Origin of the sequence: Aquibium microcysteis, assembly GCF_014495845.1 — a bacterium.
In the GTDB taxonomy this organism is placed as follows: domain Bacteria; phylum Pseudomonadota; class Alphaproteobacteria; order Rhizobiales; family Rhizobiaceae; genus Aquibium; species Aquibium microcysteis.
The window spans coordinates 403,029-422,199 of sequence record NZ_CP061080.1; the positions used below are offsets into that span (position 1 = coordinate 403,029).

Annotated in this window: 12 protein-coding genes; 6 read left to right on the forward strand and 6 right to left on the reverse strand. The window is 68.4% G+C overall.

What is annotated here, in order from left to right; translation table 11 throughout:
* Entirely contained in the window at window positions 1–1,407 is a 1,407-nt protein-coding gene (gene leuC, locus IAI54_RS01930) for a 3-isopropylmalate dehydratase large subunit (protein WP_187970754.1), read from the reverse strand.
* A gap of 164 nt (window positions 1,408–1,571) precedes the next feature.
* Between leuC and IAI54_RS01935 the strand changes: the two genes are divergently transcribed.
* Both IAI54_RS01935 and IAI54_RS01940 read left to right on the forward strand, forming a co-directional pair.
* Window positions 1,572–3,629 carry a hydantoinase/oxoprolinase family protein gene (locus IAI54_RS01935; RefSeq protein WP_187970755.1) on the forward strand — a complete coding sequence of 686 codons (2,058 nt, stop codon included), beginning with the start codon at window positions 1,572–1,574 and terminating at the stop codon, window positions 3,627–3,629.
* A 4-nt stretch (window positions 3,630–3,633) separates the two neighbouring features.
* Window positions 3,634–5,403 (forward strand): hydantoinase B/oxoprolinase family protein, encoded by a 1,770-nt coding sequence (locus tag IAI54_RS01940; protein WP_187970756.1) that lies wholly within the window; start codon window positions 3,634–3,636, stop codon window positions 5,401–5,403.
* 516 nt (window positions 5,404–5,919) lie between these two features.
* Here the strand turns inward: IAI54_RS01940 and IAI54_RS01945 are convergent.
* Complete coding sequence (locus IAI54_RS01945; RefSeq protein ID WP_187970757.1) at window positions 5,920–7,014, reverse strand: LacI family DNA-binding transcriptional regulator; 1,095 nt, start codon at window positions 7,012–7,014, stop codon at window positions 5,920–5,922.
* Between the two features lie 203 nt (window positions 7,015–7,217).
* Here IAI54_RS01945 and IAI54_RS01950 point away from each other — a divergent pair, with 203 nt between their 5' ends.
* The 4 genes from IAI54_RS01950 to hisD all read left to right on the forward strand — a co-directional run bounded on the left by IAI54_RS01950 (window position 7,218) and on the right by hisD (window position 12,344).
* Entirely contained in the window at window positions 7,218–8,330 is a 1,113-nt protein-coding gene (locus IAI54_RS01950; RefSeq protein ID WP_187970758.1) for a sugar ABC transporter substrate-binding protein, read from the forward strand.
* A 29-nt stretch (window positions 8,331–8,359) separates the two neighbouring features.
* A complete protein-coding gene (locus IAI54_RS01955) occupies window positions 8,360–9,967 on the forward strand; it encodes a sugar ABC transporter ATP-binding protein (protein WP_187970759.1) in 1,608 nt (535 codons plus the stop codon).
* Window positions 9,964–10,965: an ABC transporter permease gene (locus IAI54_RS01960; RefSeq protein WP_187970760.1), complete on the forward strand. Its 1,002-nt coding sequence runs from the start codon at window positions 9,964–9,966 to the stop codon at window positions 10,963–10,965. The genes IAI54_RS01955 and IAI54_RS01960 overlap by 4 nt, the downstream gene beginning before the upstream one ends.
* Before the next feature lie 71 nt (window positions 10,966–11,036).
* Window positions 11,037–12,344, forward strand: coding sequence for a histidinol dehydrogenase (gene hisD, locus IAI54_RS01965; RefSeq protein WP_187970761.1), 1,308 nt, complete (start codon window positions 11,037–11,039; stop codon window positions 12,342–12,344).
* Between the two features lie 208 nt (window positions 12,345–12,552).
* On the opposite strand, the gene IAI54_RS01970 is transcribed toward hisD, so the two are convergent.
* The 4 genes from IAI54_RS01970 to IAI54_RS01985 form a co-directional block, all read right to left on the reverse strand.
* Window positions 12,553–13,398 carry an energy transducer TonB gene (locus IAI54_RS01970; RefSeq protein ID WP_235679222.1) on the reverse strand — a complete coding sequence of 282 codons (846 nt, stop codon included), beginning with the start codon at window positions 13,396–13,398 and terminating at the stop codon, window positions 12,553–12,555.
* Between the two features lie 62 nt (window positions 13,399–13,460).
* Window positions 13,461–13,988 carry a TonB system transport protein ExbD gene (gene exbD, locus IAI54_RS01975; RefSeq protein ID WP_187970763.1) on the reverse strand — a complete coding sequence of 176 codons (528 nt, stop codon included), beginning with the start codon at window positions 13,986–13,988 and terminating at the stop codon, window positions 13,461–13,463.
* 4 nt (window positions 13,989–13,992) lie between these two features.
* Window positions 13,993–15,210: a tonB-system energizer ExbB gene (exbB, locus tag IAI54_RS01980; protein ID WP_235679223.1), complete on the reverse strand. Its 1,218-nt coding sequence runs from the start codon at window positions 15,208–15,210 to the stop codon at window positions 13,993–13,995.
* 346 nt (window positions 15,211–15,556) lie between these two features.
* Entirely contained in the window at window positions 15,557–19,030 is a 3,474-nt protein-coding gene (locus IAI54_RS01985; RefSeq protein ID WP_235679224.1) for a TonB-dependent receptor domain-containing protein, read from the reverse strand.
* Window positions 19,031–19,171 lie beyond the last annotated feature (141 nt).

Genomic DNA, 19,171 nt, shown 5'->3' on the forward strand with positions numbered 1-19,171 from the left:
TCAGCTCCTGAGGTCGCGCACGTCGGCGAGCCGCCCGGCCACGGCCGCGGCCGCCGCCATTTCGGGGCTCATCAGGTGCGTGCGACCGCCCTTGCCCTGGCGGCCTTCGAAATTGCGGTTGGAGGTGGAGGCGCAGCGCTCGCCCTCGGAGAGCCGGTCGTCGTTCATCGCCACGCACATCGAGCAGCCGGAGGCCCGCCACTCGAAGCCGGCGTCGCGGAAGATGCGGTCGAGCCCTTCGGCCTCGGCCTGGATGCGCACGCCGGCCGAGCCCGGCACCACGATGGCCTGCACGCCGGGCGCGACGCTGCGGCCCGACAGCACGCCGGCGGCCCGCCGCAGGTCCTCGATGCGGCCGTTGGTGCACGAGCCGATGAACACCCGGTCGATGGCGATCTGCGTGAGCGGCATGCCGGGGGTGAGCCCCATGTAGTCGAGGCTCTTCTGCAGCCGCGCGCGCCGCGCCGGGTCGGCCTCGGCGGCGGGGTCGGGCACGGCGCCCGTCACCGGCAGCGTCTCCTCCGGCGTCGTGCCCCAGGAGACGTGCGGCGCGATCGCCGAGACGTCGAGCTCCACCTCGCGGTCGAACACGGCGTCGGCGTCGCTGGCGAGCGTGCGCCATTCCGCCACCGCGCGCTCCCACAGCGCGCCCGTCGGTGCCAGCGGCCGGCCCTTCAGATAGGCGAAGGTGGTCTCGTCGGGCGCCACCATGCCCACCCGGCTGCCGGCCTCGATCGACATGTTGCAGAGCGTCATGCGCGCCTCCATGGAGAGCGCCGCGATCGCCGGCCCTGCATATTCGATGGCGTGGCCGAAGCCGCCGCCGGTACCGATCTTCGCGATCAGCGCCAGGATGATGTCCTTCACCGTCACGCCGGGTCGGAGCGCGCCGAGGAGCTGGACGCGCATGCGCTTCTGCTTGGTCTGGCGGATGGTCTGGGTGGCGAACACCGTCTCGCATTCGCTGGCGCCGATGCCGAAGGCGATCGCCCCGAAGGCGCCGTGCGTGCAGGTGTGGCTGTCGCCGCAGACCAGCGTCGCCCCGGGCAACGTGAAGCCGAGCTCCGGACCGATCACGTGGACGATGCCGTGCCGGCGGTCGTTCATCGGGATGTAGGGCACGCCGAAGGCCTTCGCATTGTCGACGAGCCGCGCCACCTGCCGTGCGGCGAGCCCGTCGGGCAGCGGCTTGTGGCGCATCCGCGTCGGCACCGCGTGGTCGGCCACCGCCACGTGCGCGTCGGGCCGGCGCAGGGGCCGGCCCATCGCCTTCAGGCCGTCGAAGGCCTGGGGACTCGACACCTCCTGCACGAGGTGGCGGTCGACGTAGAGCAGCGTCGAGCCGTCGCCGTAGGTCTTGACCGCGTGGCTGTCCCAAACCTTGTCGTAGAGCGTCCGTCCTGTCATGCGCCGAAGGTCCCTGGATGGCGAGGGGCGGAACGCCGCAGGTTTAGCCCGCGGAATCGCGCGCCGACCCTCTTGCGAATGTCGTCCGGTGCAATCTATGCTGCAATGAATACGCATTCAAGAGCGGTTTGCTCCGCTGGGTTCCGAAGCGAAAGGGTGTTTGCATGAGACTGGGAGTCGATGTCGGGGGGACCTTCACGGACCTCCTGCTGCACGACGAGGCGACGCAGCGGACGTGGCAGGCCAAGACGCCGTCCACGCCGGAGGATCAGTCGATCGGAGTCGCCGCGGGCGTACGGCTGATCTGCGAGAAGGCCGGTATCTCGCCCTCGGACCTCGCGCTGGTCCTGCACGGCACCACCGTCGCCACCAATGCCGTTCTGGAAGGGAAGGGCGCCCGTGTCGGCCTGCTCGTCACCGAAGGCTTCGAATACACGCTGCATCTGGCCAAGTCGTGGACGCCCGGCCCGCTGTTCGGCTGGATCGTGATGGACAAGCCCGATCCGCTGGCCTCTCTCGCCGACACCCGCGGCATCCCCGAGCGCGTCAACGCCCGCGGCGAGGTCGTGCGTGAACTCGACGTCGCGGCTGCGACCAGGGCGATCGACGACCTCTGCGGCTCGGGCATCGAGGCGCTGACGATCTCGCTCATGCATTCCTATGCAAACCCGGCCCACGAGCGCGCCCTGCTCGACATCGTGGCGAAGCGCTGGCCCGACATCCCGGTCTCGTTGTCCTCCGACATCCTGCCCGAATTCCGCGAGTATGATCGCACCATCACCACCGTGATGAACGACTACGTGCGGCCGATCATGAAGCGCTACCTGTCGCGCATCGAAGACCGCCTGAAGGAGGAGAGGGTCGCGGCCAAGCTGCACATCGTGCGCTCCGACGGCGGCCTGATGAGCGCGCAGGCGGCTTCCGACCGGCCGGTCCACACCGTTCTTTCCGGCCCGGCCGGCGGCGTCACCTCGACGGTGATGATCGCGCGGCGCACCGGGCTCGGCAAGCTGCTCGCCTTCGACATGGGCGGCACCTCCACCGACGTCTCCGTCATCATCGACGGCGAGCCCACCATCTCGCGCTCCACCGAGGTCGGCTATTTTCCGGCCAAGGTGCCGACGCTCGACGTCCGCTCGGTCGGCGCCGGCGGCGGGTCCATCGCCGAGGTGTCGGACCTGACGAAGTCGCTGCGTGTCGGCCCGCGCTCGGCCGGCGCCCGGCCTGGACCGGTCTCCTACGGCCGCGGCGGCACCGAGCCTGCCGTCAGCGACGCCAACGTGGTGCTCGGCTACCTGCCGCCGGTCCTGCTCGGCGGCGACATGACGCTCGACGTCGAAGGCGCGCGCAACGCCGTCGCCCGCATCGGCGAGGCCATCGGCCTGTCGGTCGAGGACGCGGCCAAGGGCATTCTCGACATCGCCAACGAGGTGATGCTGGGCGCGCTGCGCGTCATCACCGTCCAGCGCGGGCTCGATCCGCGCGACTTCGGCATGGTCGCCTTCGGCGGCGCCGGGCCGCTGCACGCCAATGCGCTCGCCGAACTCCTCGGCTGCTATCCCGTCGTCGTTCCGGCCAATCCGGGCGTCCTGTCGGCGCTCGGCTTCCTGGAGGCCGAGTTCAAGAACGAGTTCGTGCAGACCTTCATCCGCTCCACGAAGGGCATCGACTCGGCCGACGTCTGGTCGCTCTTCGCCGACCTGCGCGCCAAGGCGGTCTCCTGGCTGGACGAGCAGGAGGTCGAGCCGGCCGACCGCGGCATCGCCTATTCGCTCGACCTGCGCTACGAGCAGCAGGGCTTCGAGGTCAGCGTCGACGTCCCGGCCGGACTGGTCGACGGCGGCGGCGCGCTCGACGCCGTGCTCGACGATTTCCACACCGTGCACGAGCGGCTCTACGGCGTGCGCTTCCACGTGCCGGTCGAACTCGTCGCGCTGCGCGTGGTCGCCACGGGCGCCACGCCGCCGGTGGACGAGCATCCGCCGGTCGTGGAAGGCGCCGATCCGAAGGACGCGGTGATGGAGACGCGGCCGGCCTATTTCGACGGCGCCTGGATCGACGTCCCGCATGTCGACCGCAGCCGGCTCGCCGTCGGCGCCCGCGTCGAGGGTCCGGCGATCATCCGCCAGTACGACACCACCACCGTGCTCCTGCCGCGCCACCATGCCGAGGTGGACGTCCACGGCAACCTGCTGATCTGGCCCGTTTCGAAGGGGAACTGACATCATGGCGACCAAAGTCGATCCCATCACCCTCGACATCATCGAGAACGCGCTGAAGAACGCCCGCTTCGAGATGGACGGCGTCGTGGTGCGCATCTCGCTCTCGCCCGTCATCCGCGAGCAGCATGACGAGTTCCCGATGATCTGCGACGCCCGCGGCCGCATGATCGTCGGCCAGTTCGGCTCCTACATCCCCGCTATCGTCGAGAAGTTCGAAGGCGATATCAACGAAGGCGACGTCTTCGTCTGGAACGATCCCTATGCCTGCAAGGGCTCGATCTCGCACAACAACGACTGGTGCGTGATGATGCCGATCTTCCACGAGGAGGTGCTCGTCGGCTTCTCCTCGATCTTCGGCCACATGGTCGACGTCGGCGGCAAGGTGCCGGGCTCGATGCCCGCCGACGCCCACACGATCTGGGAGGAGGGGCTGCGCGTGCCGCCGGTGCGCATCTACGACCGGGGCGTGCTCAACAAGGGCGTGCTCGACATCATGCTCAACAATTCGCGCACGCCCGACATGAACCGCGCCGACCTGATGGCGCTGATCGCCGGCTGCCGCACGGCGGCCACCCGCGTGCGCGAACTCTGCGACCGCTTCGGCCGCGACACCTACACCACCGCCTGCGACATGCTGCTCGACCGCACCCGCGAGGCGATGAAGGTGCTGATCGACAAGTACATCTCCGAGGAGCCCGTCACCTTCACCGACTATGTCGACGACGACGGGCTCGGCAACGGCCCCTTCAGGATGACGCTGTCGATCTACCGCCGCGGCGACATCGCCGTCTTCGACTGGACGGGAACCGACCCGCAGGCGCCGGGCCCGATCAACTTCCACATCCACGAAGGGCTCTGCAAGCTGTTCTTCGGCGTCTACATGATCATGGCCTTCGATCCCTCGGTGCTGTTCAACGAGGGCTTCTACGACCTGTTCGAGGTGGTGCTGCCCGAGGGCAGCCTGCTCAACCCGAAATTCCCGGCGGCGCTGTCGAACCGCCTCAACACCCACACCCGCTTCTTCGACTGCCAGGCCGGCGCGCTCGGCCAGCGCGCGCCGCATCTGTCGATGGCGGCGGGCTACGGCACCAGCCCGCACTTCATCTTCACCGGCCACGACAAGGACGGGAAGTATTTCCAGCTGATGGAACTGCTCTTCGGCGGCGTGCCGGGCCGCCCGCGCGGCGATGGCCTCGACGGCCACGCCTGGTGGCCGCTCTTCTCGGCAACCCCGATCGAATATATCGAGAACTACTATCCGGTCCTCGTCGAGGGCTACCGGCCGATCCGCGATTCCGGTGGTGCCGGCCTGCACCGCGGCGGCGCCGGCATCGAGAAGATCTATCGCGTGCTGGAGACCGGCAAGGTGTCGATCCACGACGACCGCGAGGTGGTGCCGCCCTGGGGCATCAATGGCGGCCTCTACGGCGGCACCTCGTCCAAGTGGCTGCTGAAGAAGGGCGAGACCGAGCCGACCCGCATCCCCTCCAAGATCGACAATCTGGCGGTGGAAGCCGGCGACCGCATCCTCTTCCGCACCGCCGGCGCCGGCGGGTGGGGCGATCCCCTCGACCGCCCGGCCGAACAGGTCGCCCGCGACGTGCGCTACGACCTGGTTTCGGCCGAAGCGGCGAGCGAGAAGTACGGCGTCGTGCTGACGCCCGACAACCAGGTGGACGCCGCCGCCACGGAGAAACTGCGCGCCGAACAGCGCGCCGTGCGCGGCGCCCCGGAGCCCTTCAGCTTCGGGTATTTTCCGCAGGCGGCGGAGTAGGGCGGGGCGGCACTCCGGCGACCCCACCTGTCGTCGGCCGCTTCGCCGGCGTCCCCCCCGCTTGAGGGGGGCCGAAGGACGGGCGAGACGCGTGGCTCGCCCCGGCAGGTAGGGGTGGGGGTCTGCCGCGCGCCGAGTCCTGAACGCCGGGGGCACCCCGTACATCCCGCCCTTCGCCCGAGGTGCTAGGACGAACGCAGACGCCGGTGTCCCCCTCCCCCTTGAGGGGAGGGTAAGGGTGGGGGTCTGCTGGGTGATACCTTGGGGTGACTTGTCAGGTTGCCGGTGGGGCGTGCAGGGCTGGTCCTTAGTGGGCCCTGCGGGCCGACCCCCACCCCTTACCCCTCCCCTCAGGGGGGAGGGGGATCGCGAGCCCCGGTGCCCAATCCATCAAGGGCGGGACGATCCGGTTGAACAGCCGTTTTGGGTCGAATTCGTCCGCAGAGCCGTGGCCTTCCTCGCCGCCGCCGCCCCCTCCCCTCGAGGGGATCGCAACCGCCGGTGCCCCGTCCCGCCTCAGGCCCCCGGCAGTGCCGGATTGGGGATCGTCCCGCGCCAGACCAGCCGGCCCGGCACCTGCCGGTCGATGCCGGGCTCGATCGCCAGCGCCGGCTCGTCGAGATGGAGGATCGCCAGCGCCTCGTCGACCATCTTCTCCACGGGCTGGCGCACCGTCGTCAGCTGGTAGGGGTGGCGTCGGCTTTCGGGGATGTCGTCGAAGCCGCCGATCATCACGTCCTGCGGGATCTTCAGCCCCATGCGCTGGCGCAGCGCGTCCATCGCCCCCATCGCCATGATGTCGTTGATGCCGAAGATGGCGTCCGGCAGCCGGTCCGGTTCGCGGCGATAGGCGGCGAGCACGGCGCTGAATGCGCCATCATAGGTGGAGGCGCCCTCGATCTCGCGGATCGCGCTGCGCGCAATGCCGGCTTCCAGCAATCTTTCGGTGAAGCCGCGGGCGCGGTCCTGGCTGGTCGTGCCCTTCGGATCGCCCTTGATCATGGCGAAACTGCGCGCGCCGGCCGCCAGAAAGGCCTCGGCCATCAGCCGTCCGCCGCCGGCATTGTCGCAGCGCACGCCCGAGGCATCGCTGCCGGGAATGTAGCGGTTGAACAGGACGATCGGGATGCCGCGATCGTGGCACATGCTGGTCATGCGCGTCGACAGCTGCGCCGAGGTCAGCACGACGCCGTCCACCTGATAGCGAAGCACGCGCAGGATGGCTTCGTCGCTGTCGGCGCCGTTCTCGACGGTGAAGGTGAGGATCTGCCTGCCCTGCGCCTGCAGCCGGTCGATGAAGGTACGCAGGACCTCGACGTAGAAGGGGTTGGCGAGGTTGCCCAGGATCAGCGCCACGATGTTGGTGCGCTTCGTCGTCAGGCTGCTGGCGATCGAGTTCGGCACGTAGTTGAGCTTGCGCGCCGCCTCCAGGATGCGCTGCCTCTTGGCCGGCGCGATGCTCGATCCCGGCGTGAAGGCCCGCGACACCGCCGATTGCGAGACGCCGGCCAGCGCGGCCACGTCGAACGACGTCGTCCGCGACTGCACCCGTCGCGCCGCGCCCGTCGCCGGCTCGGATCCGGGCAGGGAGAGGTCTGCGCCGTCGCTCATCGCTCGACCGTATTCAGCTGTCGCATGATCATGTCGCTCCGCCCCTTCCCGTCATGATGGGTAATGCCTCTCGGCTGCCGATTCAACCGTCGAGAGCGCGGATCATGATTGACTCGGATCGGCCGATGCGCAACATTTGCATGCGTATTCATAATCCGGACGGCGCCATGGGGAACCGGCGCGCGTCCCCAAGGGAGAAGATCATGCTGAGACGCCTCGTTCCGCTCGTAATGCTGGCTTCCGTCGCGCTGGGGGCCGGAGCTGCCTCCGCCCAGGACGCTCCCGGCGTTGCCAATGCGAAGAAGTTCCTCGAGCCCTATCTGTCCAAGCCGGTCTTCACGGCGCCCGGCGAACCCTTCGACGCCAAGGCCTGCGCGGCCGGCAAGAAGATGCTGTCGATCCCGAATTCCTCCGCAAATCCCTTCCTGAAGGGCATCATCGACCGCATGAAGAAGGTCGGCGGCGAACTCGGCCTCGAGGTCGTCGAGTGGGAGAACCAGGGCCAGCCCAGCCAGTGGGTGCAGGGCTTCGAATTCGCCATCCGCGACGGCTTCGACATCATCGACCTGATCTCGGGCATCGATCCGGGCACGGTGGCGCCGCAGGTGAAGGCGGCCAAGGAAGCGGGCGTCAAGGTGATGACCTCGCACTTCTACGATCCGTCCTTCGAGCAGCATCCGGACGTCTCGTCCTCGCTCACCATCGGCTTCAACGAGGTCGGCAAGATCCTCGCCAACTGGGCCATCGCCAACACCGACGGCAAGGCCAACATCCTCACCATCGTCTCGCGCGAAGTGCCGCCGACCATCCCGCTGACGGCCGGCATCGACGAGATGCTCGCGGCCAACTGCCCCGACTGCAAGATCGTGCAGGAGATCAACGTCGGCGTCACCGAATGGGCGACCAAGATCCAGCCGGCCGTGCAGGCGGCGCTGCAGGCCAATCCCGACATCAACGTCATCATCCCGATCTATGACTCGATGTCGCAGTTCGTCGTCCCGGCCACGCGCCTCACCGGCAAGGTCGGCCAGGTGAAGGTCGCGACCTTCAACGGCACGCCCTTCGTGCTCGACTTCATCGCCCAGGGCCTCGTCGACATGAACATCGGCGAGAGCCTCGACTGGATCGCCTACGCCACCGTCGACGGCCACCTGCGCGACGCCTGCGGCATGGAGAGCCCCAAGGCGCTGAACGTGCCCTTCTACATCTTCGACAAGAGCAACGTCGCCGACGCCGGCACGCCGGCGCAGTTCGACACCGGTTACGGCGACGCCTACGTCTCCGGTTTCCGCAAGCTCTGGGGCCTCGACAAGTAAGCGGACGCCCGCTCCGAGAAGGTCCCGACATGACCACATCCGAAACCCCGGCGGCGCGGCCTGCGCCGCCGGTCCTGCGTCTCGACCGGATCGCCAAGACCTTCGGCGGCGCCCGCGCGCTGAAGGGCGTGTCCTTCGAGGTCACCCCCGGCGAGGTCCACGGACTGCTCGGCAAGAACGGCTCGGGCAAGTCCACCCTCGTCAAGATCCTCGCCGGCTTCCACGCGCCCGATCCGGGGGGCGTCATGGAGTTCAACGGCGAGCCCGTGGCGCTTCCGCTGAAGCCCGGCGACTTCCGCCGGCTCGGCATGAGCTTCGTCCACCAGAATCTCGGGCTCATCCCCTCGCTGACGGTGCTGGAGAACCTGCGCCTCTCCGATCTCACCGCCATCGGCCGCGGCGTCATCAACTGGCCGGCCGAGCGCCGTGCCGCCCGCGAGGCGCTGGCGCGCTTCGACGTGCCGCTCGATCCAGACCGCCGCATCGACCGGCTCTCGGCCGTCGACCGCGCGCTGCTGGCCATCGTCCGCGCCTTCGAGGAGGTCCGCGTCGCCCGCGAGGCGACCGGCCGTCCCGGCCTCGTGCTGCTCGACGAGCCGACGCCCTTCCTGCCGCGCGAGGGGGTGGAGAAGCTCTTCACCCTGGTGCGGAGCATCGCCTCGCACGGGTCCAGCGTCGTGTTCATCTCGCACGACATCGACGAGGTCATGACCATCACCGATCGTGCCACGGTGCTGCGCGACGGCGACGTCGCGGGCAGTCTCGTCACCCCCGAGGCGACCCACGAGCAGATGGTCGAGATGATCGTCGGCCGCAAGCTCGCCCGCGCGACGCCGGTCCGGTCCGCCCATTCCGCCCATCCGAAGCCGCGGCTTCGCCTCGACGGCGTCGCCAGCCGGACGCTCCGGCCGACCAGCCTCGTGGTCGGGGAGGGCGAGATCGTCGGCCTGACCGGCCTGATCGGCTCCGGCTACGAGGAACTGCCCTATCTCGCCTTCGGCGCCCGGCCCGTCACGGGCGGCACGCTCGCGCTCGACGGCGGCCCCGCCGTCGCGCTCGCGGAACTGTCGCCGCGCCGGGCGATCGACCTCGACCTCGCGCTGCTTCCGGGCGATCGCCAGGGCGCCAGCGGCGTCGATTCGCTGCCGATCGTCGACAACATGTTCCTGCCGGACCTCGACCGCTTCTTCACCGGCGGCCTGCTGCGCAACGGCCGGATGAAGCGCGAGGCGCGCGACCTCGGCGCAGCTTTCGAGGTGCGCCCCAACGATCCGCTGCTCAAGCTGTCCGCACTCTCCGGCGGCAATGCCCAGAAGGTGCTGATCGCCCGCTGGATGAACCGCAGGCCGCGGCTGCTGCTGCTCGACGAGCCGACCCAGGGCGTCGACGTCGGCACCCGCCAGCACATCTTCGCGGCGCTGCGCCAGGCGGCGGCGGGCGGCATGTCGGTTCTCTGCGCCAGCTCCGACGCCGAGCAGCTCGCCGACATCTGCGACCGCGTCCTGATCTTCGCCCGCGGCGCCGTCTGCGGGGAACTCGTCGGCGACCAGATCTCCAAGGAGAGCATCGCCGAAGCCTGCTACGCCTCGCTCGACCGCGCTGCCGCGTCTTCGCCCGTCAACGGAACACCGTCATGACCGACACCCCCTCCACGACCGCCTCCGCCGCAGGCTCCGGCGCCAATCTGACGCGCCTGTTCGAACGGGTGGCGCTCATCCTCGTCTGGCTGCTCCTGATCGGCGGCTTCGGCGCGGCGATGCCGACCTCGTTCCTGAACTGGGGCAACTTCGCGATCCTCTTCGCCTCCTACGCGCCTGCCGCGCTGCTGGCGCTCGCCATCATCGTGCCGCTGACGGCCGGCGACTACGACCTCTCGGTCGGCGCCACGCTCACGCTCTCGTCCTGCGTCATCGGCGTGCTCAACGTCTGGCAGGGTCTGCCGATCGGGCTGGCGATCGGGCTGGCGCTCTGCGCGGGTGCCGCCGTCGGCCTGATCAACGCCTTCTTCATCATCTACGTGCGCATCCCCTCGCTGGTCGTGACGCTGGGCACCACCTCGCTGATCACCGGCATCGTGCAGTGGATGACCAATTCGTCCACCATCGGCGGCATCGACAACGGCCTCGTCATGGCCGTCGTCGGCGGCCGTTTCCTCGGCGTGCCCTACGCCTTCTACTACGCCATCGTCGCCGCGATCCTCATGTCCTGGGTCTTCGACTTCACCCCGCTCGGCCGTCGGCTGCTCTTCGTCGGCCGCGGCCGCGAGGTGGCGCGGCTCAACGGCATCGCCGTCGACCGCGTCCGGCTCGGCGCGCTGCTGACCTCCGGAATCCTGGCGGCGGCGGCCGGCGTGCTCTATGCGGGCGTGCTCGGTTCGGCCGATCCCTATTCCGGCCTGAACTTCCTGCTGCCGGCTTTCGCCGCGGCCTTTCTCGGCGCCACCACCATCCTGCCCGGCCGCTTCAACCCCTGGGGCGCCATCGTCGCCGTCTACTTTCTCGCCACCGGCATCACGGGCCTCACCATGCTTGGCATCCCGCTCTGGGTGACCAACGTGTTCAACGGCGGCGCGCTCATCCTGGCCGTCACCATCTCGCAGTTGACGCGCGGCCGCGAGGCGAGCGACATCGGCTGAACCGGGCCCTGCCCATCATCATCGCCCCGGCGCATCGTGCCGGGGCTTTCGTTCTTTTCGAGGAGACATCCATGATCCGCCATCTCAAGACCGCGAGGGCCGCAGAGGAGCGCGCAGAGGCCGACGGCAAGGTCCGCGCCACCGTCGAGGGCATCCTGGCCGACATCGAGGCGCGCGGCGACGCCGCCGTGCGCGATCTCTCGCGCACCTTCGACCGCTGGGAGCCCGAGAGCTTCCGCCTGTCCGACGCAGACATCGACAGGGCGCTGTCGGCCGTCTCGAAGCGCGATCTCGACGACATCCGCTTCGCCCAGGCGCAGGTGCGCAACTTCGCCGAACACCAGAAGGCGGCGCTGCGGGACATCGAGGTCGAGACCCTCCCGGGCGTCTTCCTCGGCCACCGCAACATCCCGGTCAACGCCGTCGGCTGCTACGTGCCGGGCGGCAAGTATCCGATGGTCGCCTCGGCTCACATGAGCGTGCTCACCGCCAAGGTCGCGGGCGTGAAGCGCGTCGTCGCCTCCGCCCCGCCGTTCAAGGGAAGCGCGCATCCGGCCATCGTGGCCGCCATGCATCTCGCCGGGGCCGACGAGATCCTCGTGCTGGGCGGCGTCCAGGCCATCGGCGCCATGGCGCTCGGCACCGAGACCATCGCACCCGTCGACATGCTGGTCGGCCCGGGCAACGCCTTCGTCGCCGAGGCCAAGCGCCAGCTCTACGGCCGCGTCGGCATCGATCTCTTCGCCGGCCCGACCGAGACGCTGGTGATCGCCGACGACAGCGTCGACGGGGAGATCTGCGCGACCGACCTGCTCGGCCAGGCCGAGCACGGCCCGACTTCGCCGGCGGTCCTGCTCACCAATTCGGAAAAGCTCGCACGCGACACCATGGCCGAGATCGAGCGGCTGCTCCAGGTCCTGCCCACCGCCGACGTCGCCGGTGCCGCCTGGCGCGACTATGGCGAGGTGATCGTCTGCGACACGGAGGAGGAGATGCTCGCCGAGGCCGACCGCATCGCCTCCGAGCACGTCCAGGTGATGACGCGCGACCCCGACTGGTTCCTCGCCAACATGACCAACTACGGCGCGCTCTTCCTCGGCCCGCGCACCAACGTCGCCTACGGCGACAAGGTCATCGGCACCAATCACACCCTGCCGACGAAGCGCGCCGGCCGCTACACCGGCGGCCTCTGGGTGGGCAAGTTCATGAAGACCTGCACCTACCAGCGCGTCATGACCGACGAGGCGAGCGCGCTCGTCGGCCGCTACGCCTCGCGCCTGTCGATGCTGGAAGGCTTCGTCGGCCACGCCGAACAGGCCAATGTCCGCGTGCGCCGTTACGGCGGCGGCAATGTCGACTACGGCGCGGCGGCGGAGTAGGCGAACGGGCAGCAGGTGAGCGAGGCCGGCCGGCGGCTCCTGGACTGCCGGCTTCCCTGTCCCGTACCCGCGCGCGCGGCGATCCGCTGCCGGAATGGTTCCCGCCGACCCGAAAGCACTGGCGCGGGTTCTCTTTCCGGCCGTTCCCCCGCGGTTGCGGTCGCCCACCGCCTTTCGGCTTTTCCGACCCGAACGCCACGCCCGCCCGTCACCTCACGCTGAACCGGACCGGAGCAGTGATGGTTCTGTTGACTCCGGGCGGTGGCGCCGGGACCGGCGAGGCGCGGCGAACCAGCGACAGCACCTCGTCGTCGAGGGAAGAGTATCCGGACGAACGAGCCAGTGCGACGGAAATGACGTTGCCTCCGTCGTCGATACGGAAGCGCACGTAGACCGTGCCGTGTTCGCCGCGTCTGCGGGCGTCGGCCGGATAGGTCTTTCGACGCTCCAGATGCGCCATCAGCCGTGACTGCCAGCGCGCCGGCGTAAGGGAAGACACACCCGAGGCAGACTGACGGGCGGCGGTGCGTTCACCCTGCCTGACCTCCACTTCAGCCTGACGGATCGTCTGCGACGCCGCCTGCTGCCGTTGCGGGCGCGGGCGTTCTTTCGTCACCAGATCGTGCTTCGGCTTCTCCTTGCGGGGCTCGGGCGGACTTGGCCTCGCCGTCGGAAGCGGAACCTCCGCATCGGGAAGGCGGACCGTCTCTTCGACCGGCTGCTCCTCCGGCGCGACGACATCCTGCTCGACCGGCTCCGCCTCTGGCACGTCTTCCGCGACGTCCTCGACCGGTTCGGGCTCGACCCGTTCCTCCACGATCTCCTCCGGCACGGGGTCCGGAGCCTCGACCTCTTCGGCGGGTGCGCTCGCCTCGGCATTCTCCATCTGCTCGGAGATCTCGTTCTCCTCGGTGTGCACCGCTTCCGGCTCGTCCGCCAGTTCGATCATGATGGCCGCCGGCGGCGCCTCGTCGGCTGCGACGACGGGGGGCTGATGCATGAGCCACGCGGCCGCGCCCACATGCGCCGAGAGTGCGAGCACTGCCGCGACCATCCATTGGGCCTGTTCCGCAAGCCGGGCAGTCCGCGAGGAACTCGATTGCCAGGCAGGCCTCCTCATCGCCCGCTTCCGGCGGGCGCGGTCGACGGAACGCGCACCCCCTCGTCGTTGCCCGGGCCGGCGGGCGCAGCCGCAGGCCCCCTCGAATCGCCGGGTGCCGCACGTTCCGCCGCCTCGAGGCCGACCAGTGCGATCTTCAGATAGCCCGCCTGTCGGAGCAGGTTCATCAGTTCCATCACGTCGCCATAATCGACGCCCCGGTCGGCGCGCAGGAACACGCGCTTTTCCTTCTGGCCGTCGGTGGAGGCATCCAGGGCGGCTCCGAGATCCTCCCTCGCGACCTCGTCTTCGCCGAGATGAAGCGTCAGGTCCGGTTTCAGCGTCAGGTAGAGCGGCTTGTCCGGTCTCTCGGCGGGCTTGCCCGTCGAGGCCGGAAGATCGACGTCGATGTCGACGGTCGCCAGCGGGGCCGCCACCATGAAGATGATGAGCAGCACCAGCATGACGTCGATGAAGGGGACGATGTTGATGTCGCTGTTTTCCTCCGGCAACGAGCCGGCGTTCCTGCGTATGCCTCCGGCCATGACGTCACTCCGCCGCGGGAACGACCGCTTGGCGCGCGTCCAGGCACGGCGGTACGGGAGCCGCATGCGGCTCAGGCACGGGGGAGCCTGCCTGCCGCGGCACTTTGCGCAGGTCGAGGTCGAGACTGACCAGCTGCTCGACGCCGGATGCAGCGTCCGCCAGCAACTGACCGTAGCCGGCGATCGCGCGAGCGAAAAGGTTGTAGACGATCACGGCGGGGATGGCTGCGACGAGACCGATTGCCGTCGCCAGCAGGGCCTCGGCAATGCCGGGCGCCACGACAGCGAGATTGGTGGTGTTGGCCTGGCTGATGCCGATGAAGGAATTCATGATACCCCAGACCGTGCCGAACAGGCCGATGAAGGGCGCGGTCGAGCCGACCGTCGCCAGAAGATCCGTGCCGCGTGACAGGCGTCGTCCGGCCTGCGCCTCGATGCGGGCGAGCCGTGCGCCCAGACGTTCCTTCACCCCGTCATTGCCGGCATGATCCAGCACCGCGGACGAGCGCCGCAGTTCGTGTTCGGCCGAGCGCACCATGAAGGCGGCCGGCCCGCCCCGCCCGGACACGAGTCGCGCGGCATCCGCAAGGGTGGACGCCGACGCGATCGCAGACGCGCCCCGCTTCGCCCGCGCCTTCGCGCAGGCGATTTCCGTGGTCTTGGCCGCCCACACCGTCCAGACGCAGAGTGAGGCGAGGGCAAGCCCGATCATCACCGCCTTCACCACCCGGTCGGCGGCCAGGAACATGCCCCACGGCGACAGGTCGTGCGGCGAGCCGGATCGGTCTTCCGCATTCAGAAACCGGGAGGCCGCCTCTGCCGTGTCGTCGAGAAAGGACGGGGCCGGCGCTGGTGGCGGCGCTGCATCGACGGTGGCGGGTTCGGAACGATCGCCCGCGGTCGGAACGGGGTCGGTCGGTGCCGGTGCCGCCGACGAGGCTTCCTGGACGCTCGGGGAATGCGAAACAGGTGCTGACGGGTCGCTGTCGGGATCCGCAGCCTGCCCGAACGCCCTCCGCGGGTCGGACCGCCGGCTCTGCGGCGTCTGCACCTGCGGCGCGACGTCTTCTGCCGATACGGGGGAGGCGGGTGGCGCGGTCTCCTGCGCGGCGGCCGAAACGGCGACCGACAGGACGAGACATGCGGCCAGGATCTGGGAGATCGCGCCGGTCGCGCGGGGCCGGACCATACGCCGGACGCGGAAACCGGCGATTGCCGGCATCGGTCTTCCTGCAGGCCGACTGCGACCGGCAGGCGCGTCCTCATGGAGGGCATCGACCTCGCGGCGGAACGCATTCTGCGGCCCGGCGAACGAGGCACGGCGGATCCGGTCCGCGAACGGTCTCCCCGCCGTGACCGACGGGTCCACCCGCCCGTGTGTCTGTCCCGTTGCAGCCCTCGTCCGGTTCGGGCGGGGCAAGGCGGATGGATCGTCGAGAAGGGAAGCTTCATTCATGGATACGCCTCGCGGGACGGGCTCGAAAGAAGGCCGGACCATTCCTGCGCCCGGCGTTCGCAGACGGAGGGGCGCAGGACCGATCGGGCCAAAGCATGTCTCCTGACACGCCTTAGAACCGGTAGTTCAATCCGATCTTGATCGCATGCAGGTCGAGACTGTCTGAGGCGCGTCTGCCGTTCACACTGTCGTAGCTGCCGGTCTGTGCCCCCGCGCGAGCGGACTTGAAATCGAAATTCGTGCTTCCGAAACGGCTGTAGCTATAGCTCGTATCGACGGACCAGTTCTCATTGAGAACATACTCCGCCCCGGCACCCACGATGTAGCCGACGCGGGTCTTGTCCTCCCGTTCGACAGAGGCGATGACCGTTTCCGTAGACCAGGTTTCGGGCTGCTTGTACTGCTCGCGGGACCGACGTTCTCCTGCAAGCGCGACGCCTCCCGTACCGTAGATCATCCAGCGCTCGCCCAACGCATAGCCGAGACGCCCGCGGAGACTGGCCGTCCAGTCGACGTCGTAGTAGGTCAGCGCCTGCGTCGATCCTGCGGTGGCCAGTTCTCCCTCCGTGGAGACTGCCTTCTGCTTGCCGCTCATCCAGCTCTTGCTCCAGTCACCTTCGGTGCCGAACACGATGCCGTTCCCGAGATGCCAGTTGTAACCGGCCTGCAGGCCGAAGAGCCCGCTGGTCATGTTCAGGTTCGCCGACTCGGTGGCTGCGATGGCATCGGGCGTGCCGTCGAGAGCGGTCGTCGATCCCCACACGCCGGACACGCCTCCCGCGCCGTGGACACCGGCGAAAGCGCCGGTCCAGTCGCCGGATCCGGACGTGCCGGTCGAGGAGCGGCCGAAGAACGGCGGGAGGATAGACGGCAACTTCTGGTCGCCGCCGAAGGAGCCGGTCAGGCTTGCGGAAAAGGTGCGGCCGGGTCCTGGTTGGGTGACGAGACCGAGGGGATCGACATAGTACGTGTCGAACAGATTCTCGACCCTGAACGTTGCAGTGACGTCGTCGCTGATCTTGTACTCGGCAAACACGTCGGCCAGGGTGTAGGGCTTCCAGAGAACGGGGGCGATGAACTGCTGGGCACCCTGTGCCGTCACGTCGCCGTGGCCGATCGCCCGCGGGCCGACGTAAGACACCCGTCCGCCGAGGGTGAGCCTGTCCTCGAACAGCTTCTGGGACAGTGCCACATCGACGGTGTATTTCGGCTGGACATGATTGGTGGCATAGTCGCCGTACAAGGTGCCCGCACCGCAGCTCGCAGCGGTTCGGCAGTATTCGACGTTGAGGAAATAGTTGGCCGTCAGTTCCGCGGTGAATCCATTGATCTCATAGCGGCTGGACAGTTCCAGTCCCGAGAACTTCGCGCGATCGATGTTTCCGATGTTCATCGACATCTGGCCGGGACGGGACGGATCGACGATGATGTTCCGAGCGAGGTAGTCCTTCACGTCCCAGTTGAAATAGCCAAGCTTGAGCATGGCGCGGTCGTCCCCGCCCATCAGCCTGTCGAGGTTGAAATTCGCGCCGATCTCCCAGTTGCTGGAGCGCTCGGGCCTGACGGCGTCGTTGGCTACGACGCTGTTGAAGGCCGAGACCGTCTCTATGATGCTGGGCGCGCGCATGGCGTTGGCGTAGTTGACATAGAACTGGGTTCCGTCGAACGGCTCGACGGTCACGCCCAGGGACGGACTGAAGCCGCCGGCATCGATCTCGTGTCCGAGCACGACACGGTTGTTCCCGATCTGGCTTCGGCTGTACGGGTCGACCCGGTCCTTGGACCAGAAGTGCGAATAGCGGAGCCCGGCATTCAAGGTCAGCCAGTCGAGTTCGGCGGGCTTGTAGCTTGCTTTGGCGAAGCCCGCGATCTCGTGACGGATCGCATCGCGCGGGGTGAGCCATGTTTCGAGAGCGGCCGCGTGGTTGCTGCCGCGGGTGTCCTCTCCCCGGTAGGAGAGACCGTAGGTCAGGTCGAGATCGCCGGATCCGAAGGTGAATTTCGAAAGATTGCTGACATCGGCGCCCCAGAGATCGCTGTCGGAGCCCGATCGGTAGTCGGATCGCAGGCCCAGAGAGTTCGGCGGGCTGTTGTAGGCGCCGGCACGAAGCGGATTTCGCTGTTCAAGATGCGACCAGTAGGCGTTCGCCTTCACGTCGACGAGGTCGTTGTCCTCGGGATTCCAGCGGTAGCGGGCCGTCATGGTGTCGAGGCTGGTGCCTGTCGTCTGCTTCTGCTGGATCGCCTGGCTCATGGGCCCCGCCTGAGCGGAGGCCAGACGGTCGCCGGCTTCGCTGCGGAAGCCCGTGTAGCCGAGCTGCAGCGTCTGGTCGTTGCCGATGTCGGCGTTCAGCTTGACGAGCCAGGATTCGGTTTCGAGCTGCGTGTTGAGCACTTCCTCCCCGGCGCGGTAGTTGGCCAGTCCTTCGTTTTCGACGACATCCCTGTAGAGGTACTCGGGCGGGCAGTACCCGCCGGAGTAACAGAAAGGCCTGGGGCCCGTGCCGATCGGCCGCGCGGCAGGACCACGTGTACCGGCATGGTAGTTGCCCCGGCTTCGACGCGCATAGCCGGCGAGCAGGTCGAAACCTTCGCCCTTGTAGGCGCCGACGACGCTGCTGGAGCCGCTGGTGGGAGACAGGAAGGAGGGACGGTTCAGGCCGGTCGGAGAAGCCGTGGCAGAGCCGTATCCGGACGCGGGGTCGTTTGCGCTGCCGAGGGGATTCCTGAACAGATAACCTGCCCTGTTGCCGGCCATAGGATCGCTGGTGTTGCCGCCGATGCTGCCCTTCACCCGGACGCCCCAGGTGTCACCCGGCTTGACGATGTCGTCGGCGCCGACCGTCCGCATTGCGACGGAACCGGCATTGCCCCAGGCCCCTGCATCCGCGCCTTTGGTGATGTCGATGCCGGCGATGAAGTCGGGATCGACGAAGGTGCGGTTGGAGAGACCCTGATAGCCCTGATAGATGGTGACGCCGTTCTCCGCACCGTCGATGGTGGTCGCGACACGTCCCATCCCCTGCATGCCCCGAATGTTCGGATCGATCGAGCCGGCGCCGTTCCGCGCCTCGCCGGACATGACGCCGGGGGTACCGCGGAACATGTCGGCCGGGCTGGACCCGCGAAACCGTTCGATGGTCTCGCCGGAAACATGGGAGGAGGGCGCTGCGGTCGCGTAGGGGCTGTACACCGAGCTCTCGCCTCCGCCCGTCACGTCGATCGTGTCGAGCACGAGCGAACCGTCGGAAGGCGCTCCCCCGTCACGCGCCGCTGCAGCGCGATCCGTTATCACCACGCTGGTCGGGTCGGTGAACGACCAGGAGAGGCCGGAACCGCGGAGGATCTGGACGATCGCCTGTTCGCGCGTGGCCGCACCGCTGATGCCGGGCGACGTCTTTCCGGCTGCTATCGAAGCCTCGTAGGAAACCTGCGTGCCTGACTGGCTCCCGAAGACGGCAAGCACCCTGCTCAGCGACCCGGACGGAATGTCGTAGGTGGTTTGCGAACCGACCTGGGCCAGACTGTCGGTCGACGCGATCACCGCGCTCGCCGGTATCGCCGGCGCCGCCAGCAGCGCAGCCACCAGGACTCGGCCGCCTGCGCAACCAAGATTGTACTTCGGAGACACGTGTCCCATACCCATCCACTCCATCGGTCGTTGGAGGGCCGGCGTGCCTGTTCACTGGGTAAAGCAGCCCCTATCATGCTCTACGAACGGGGCACC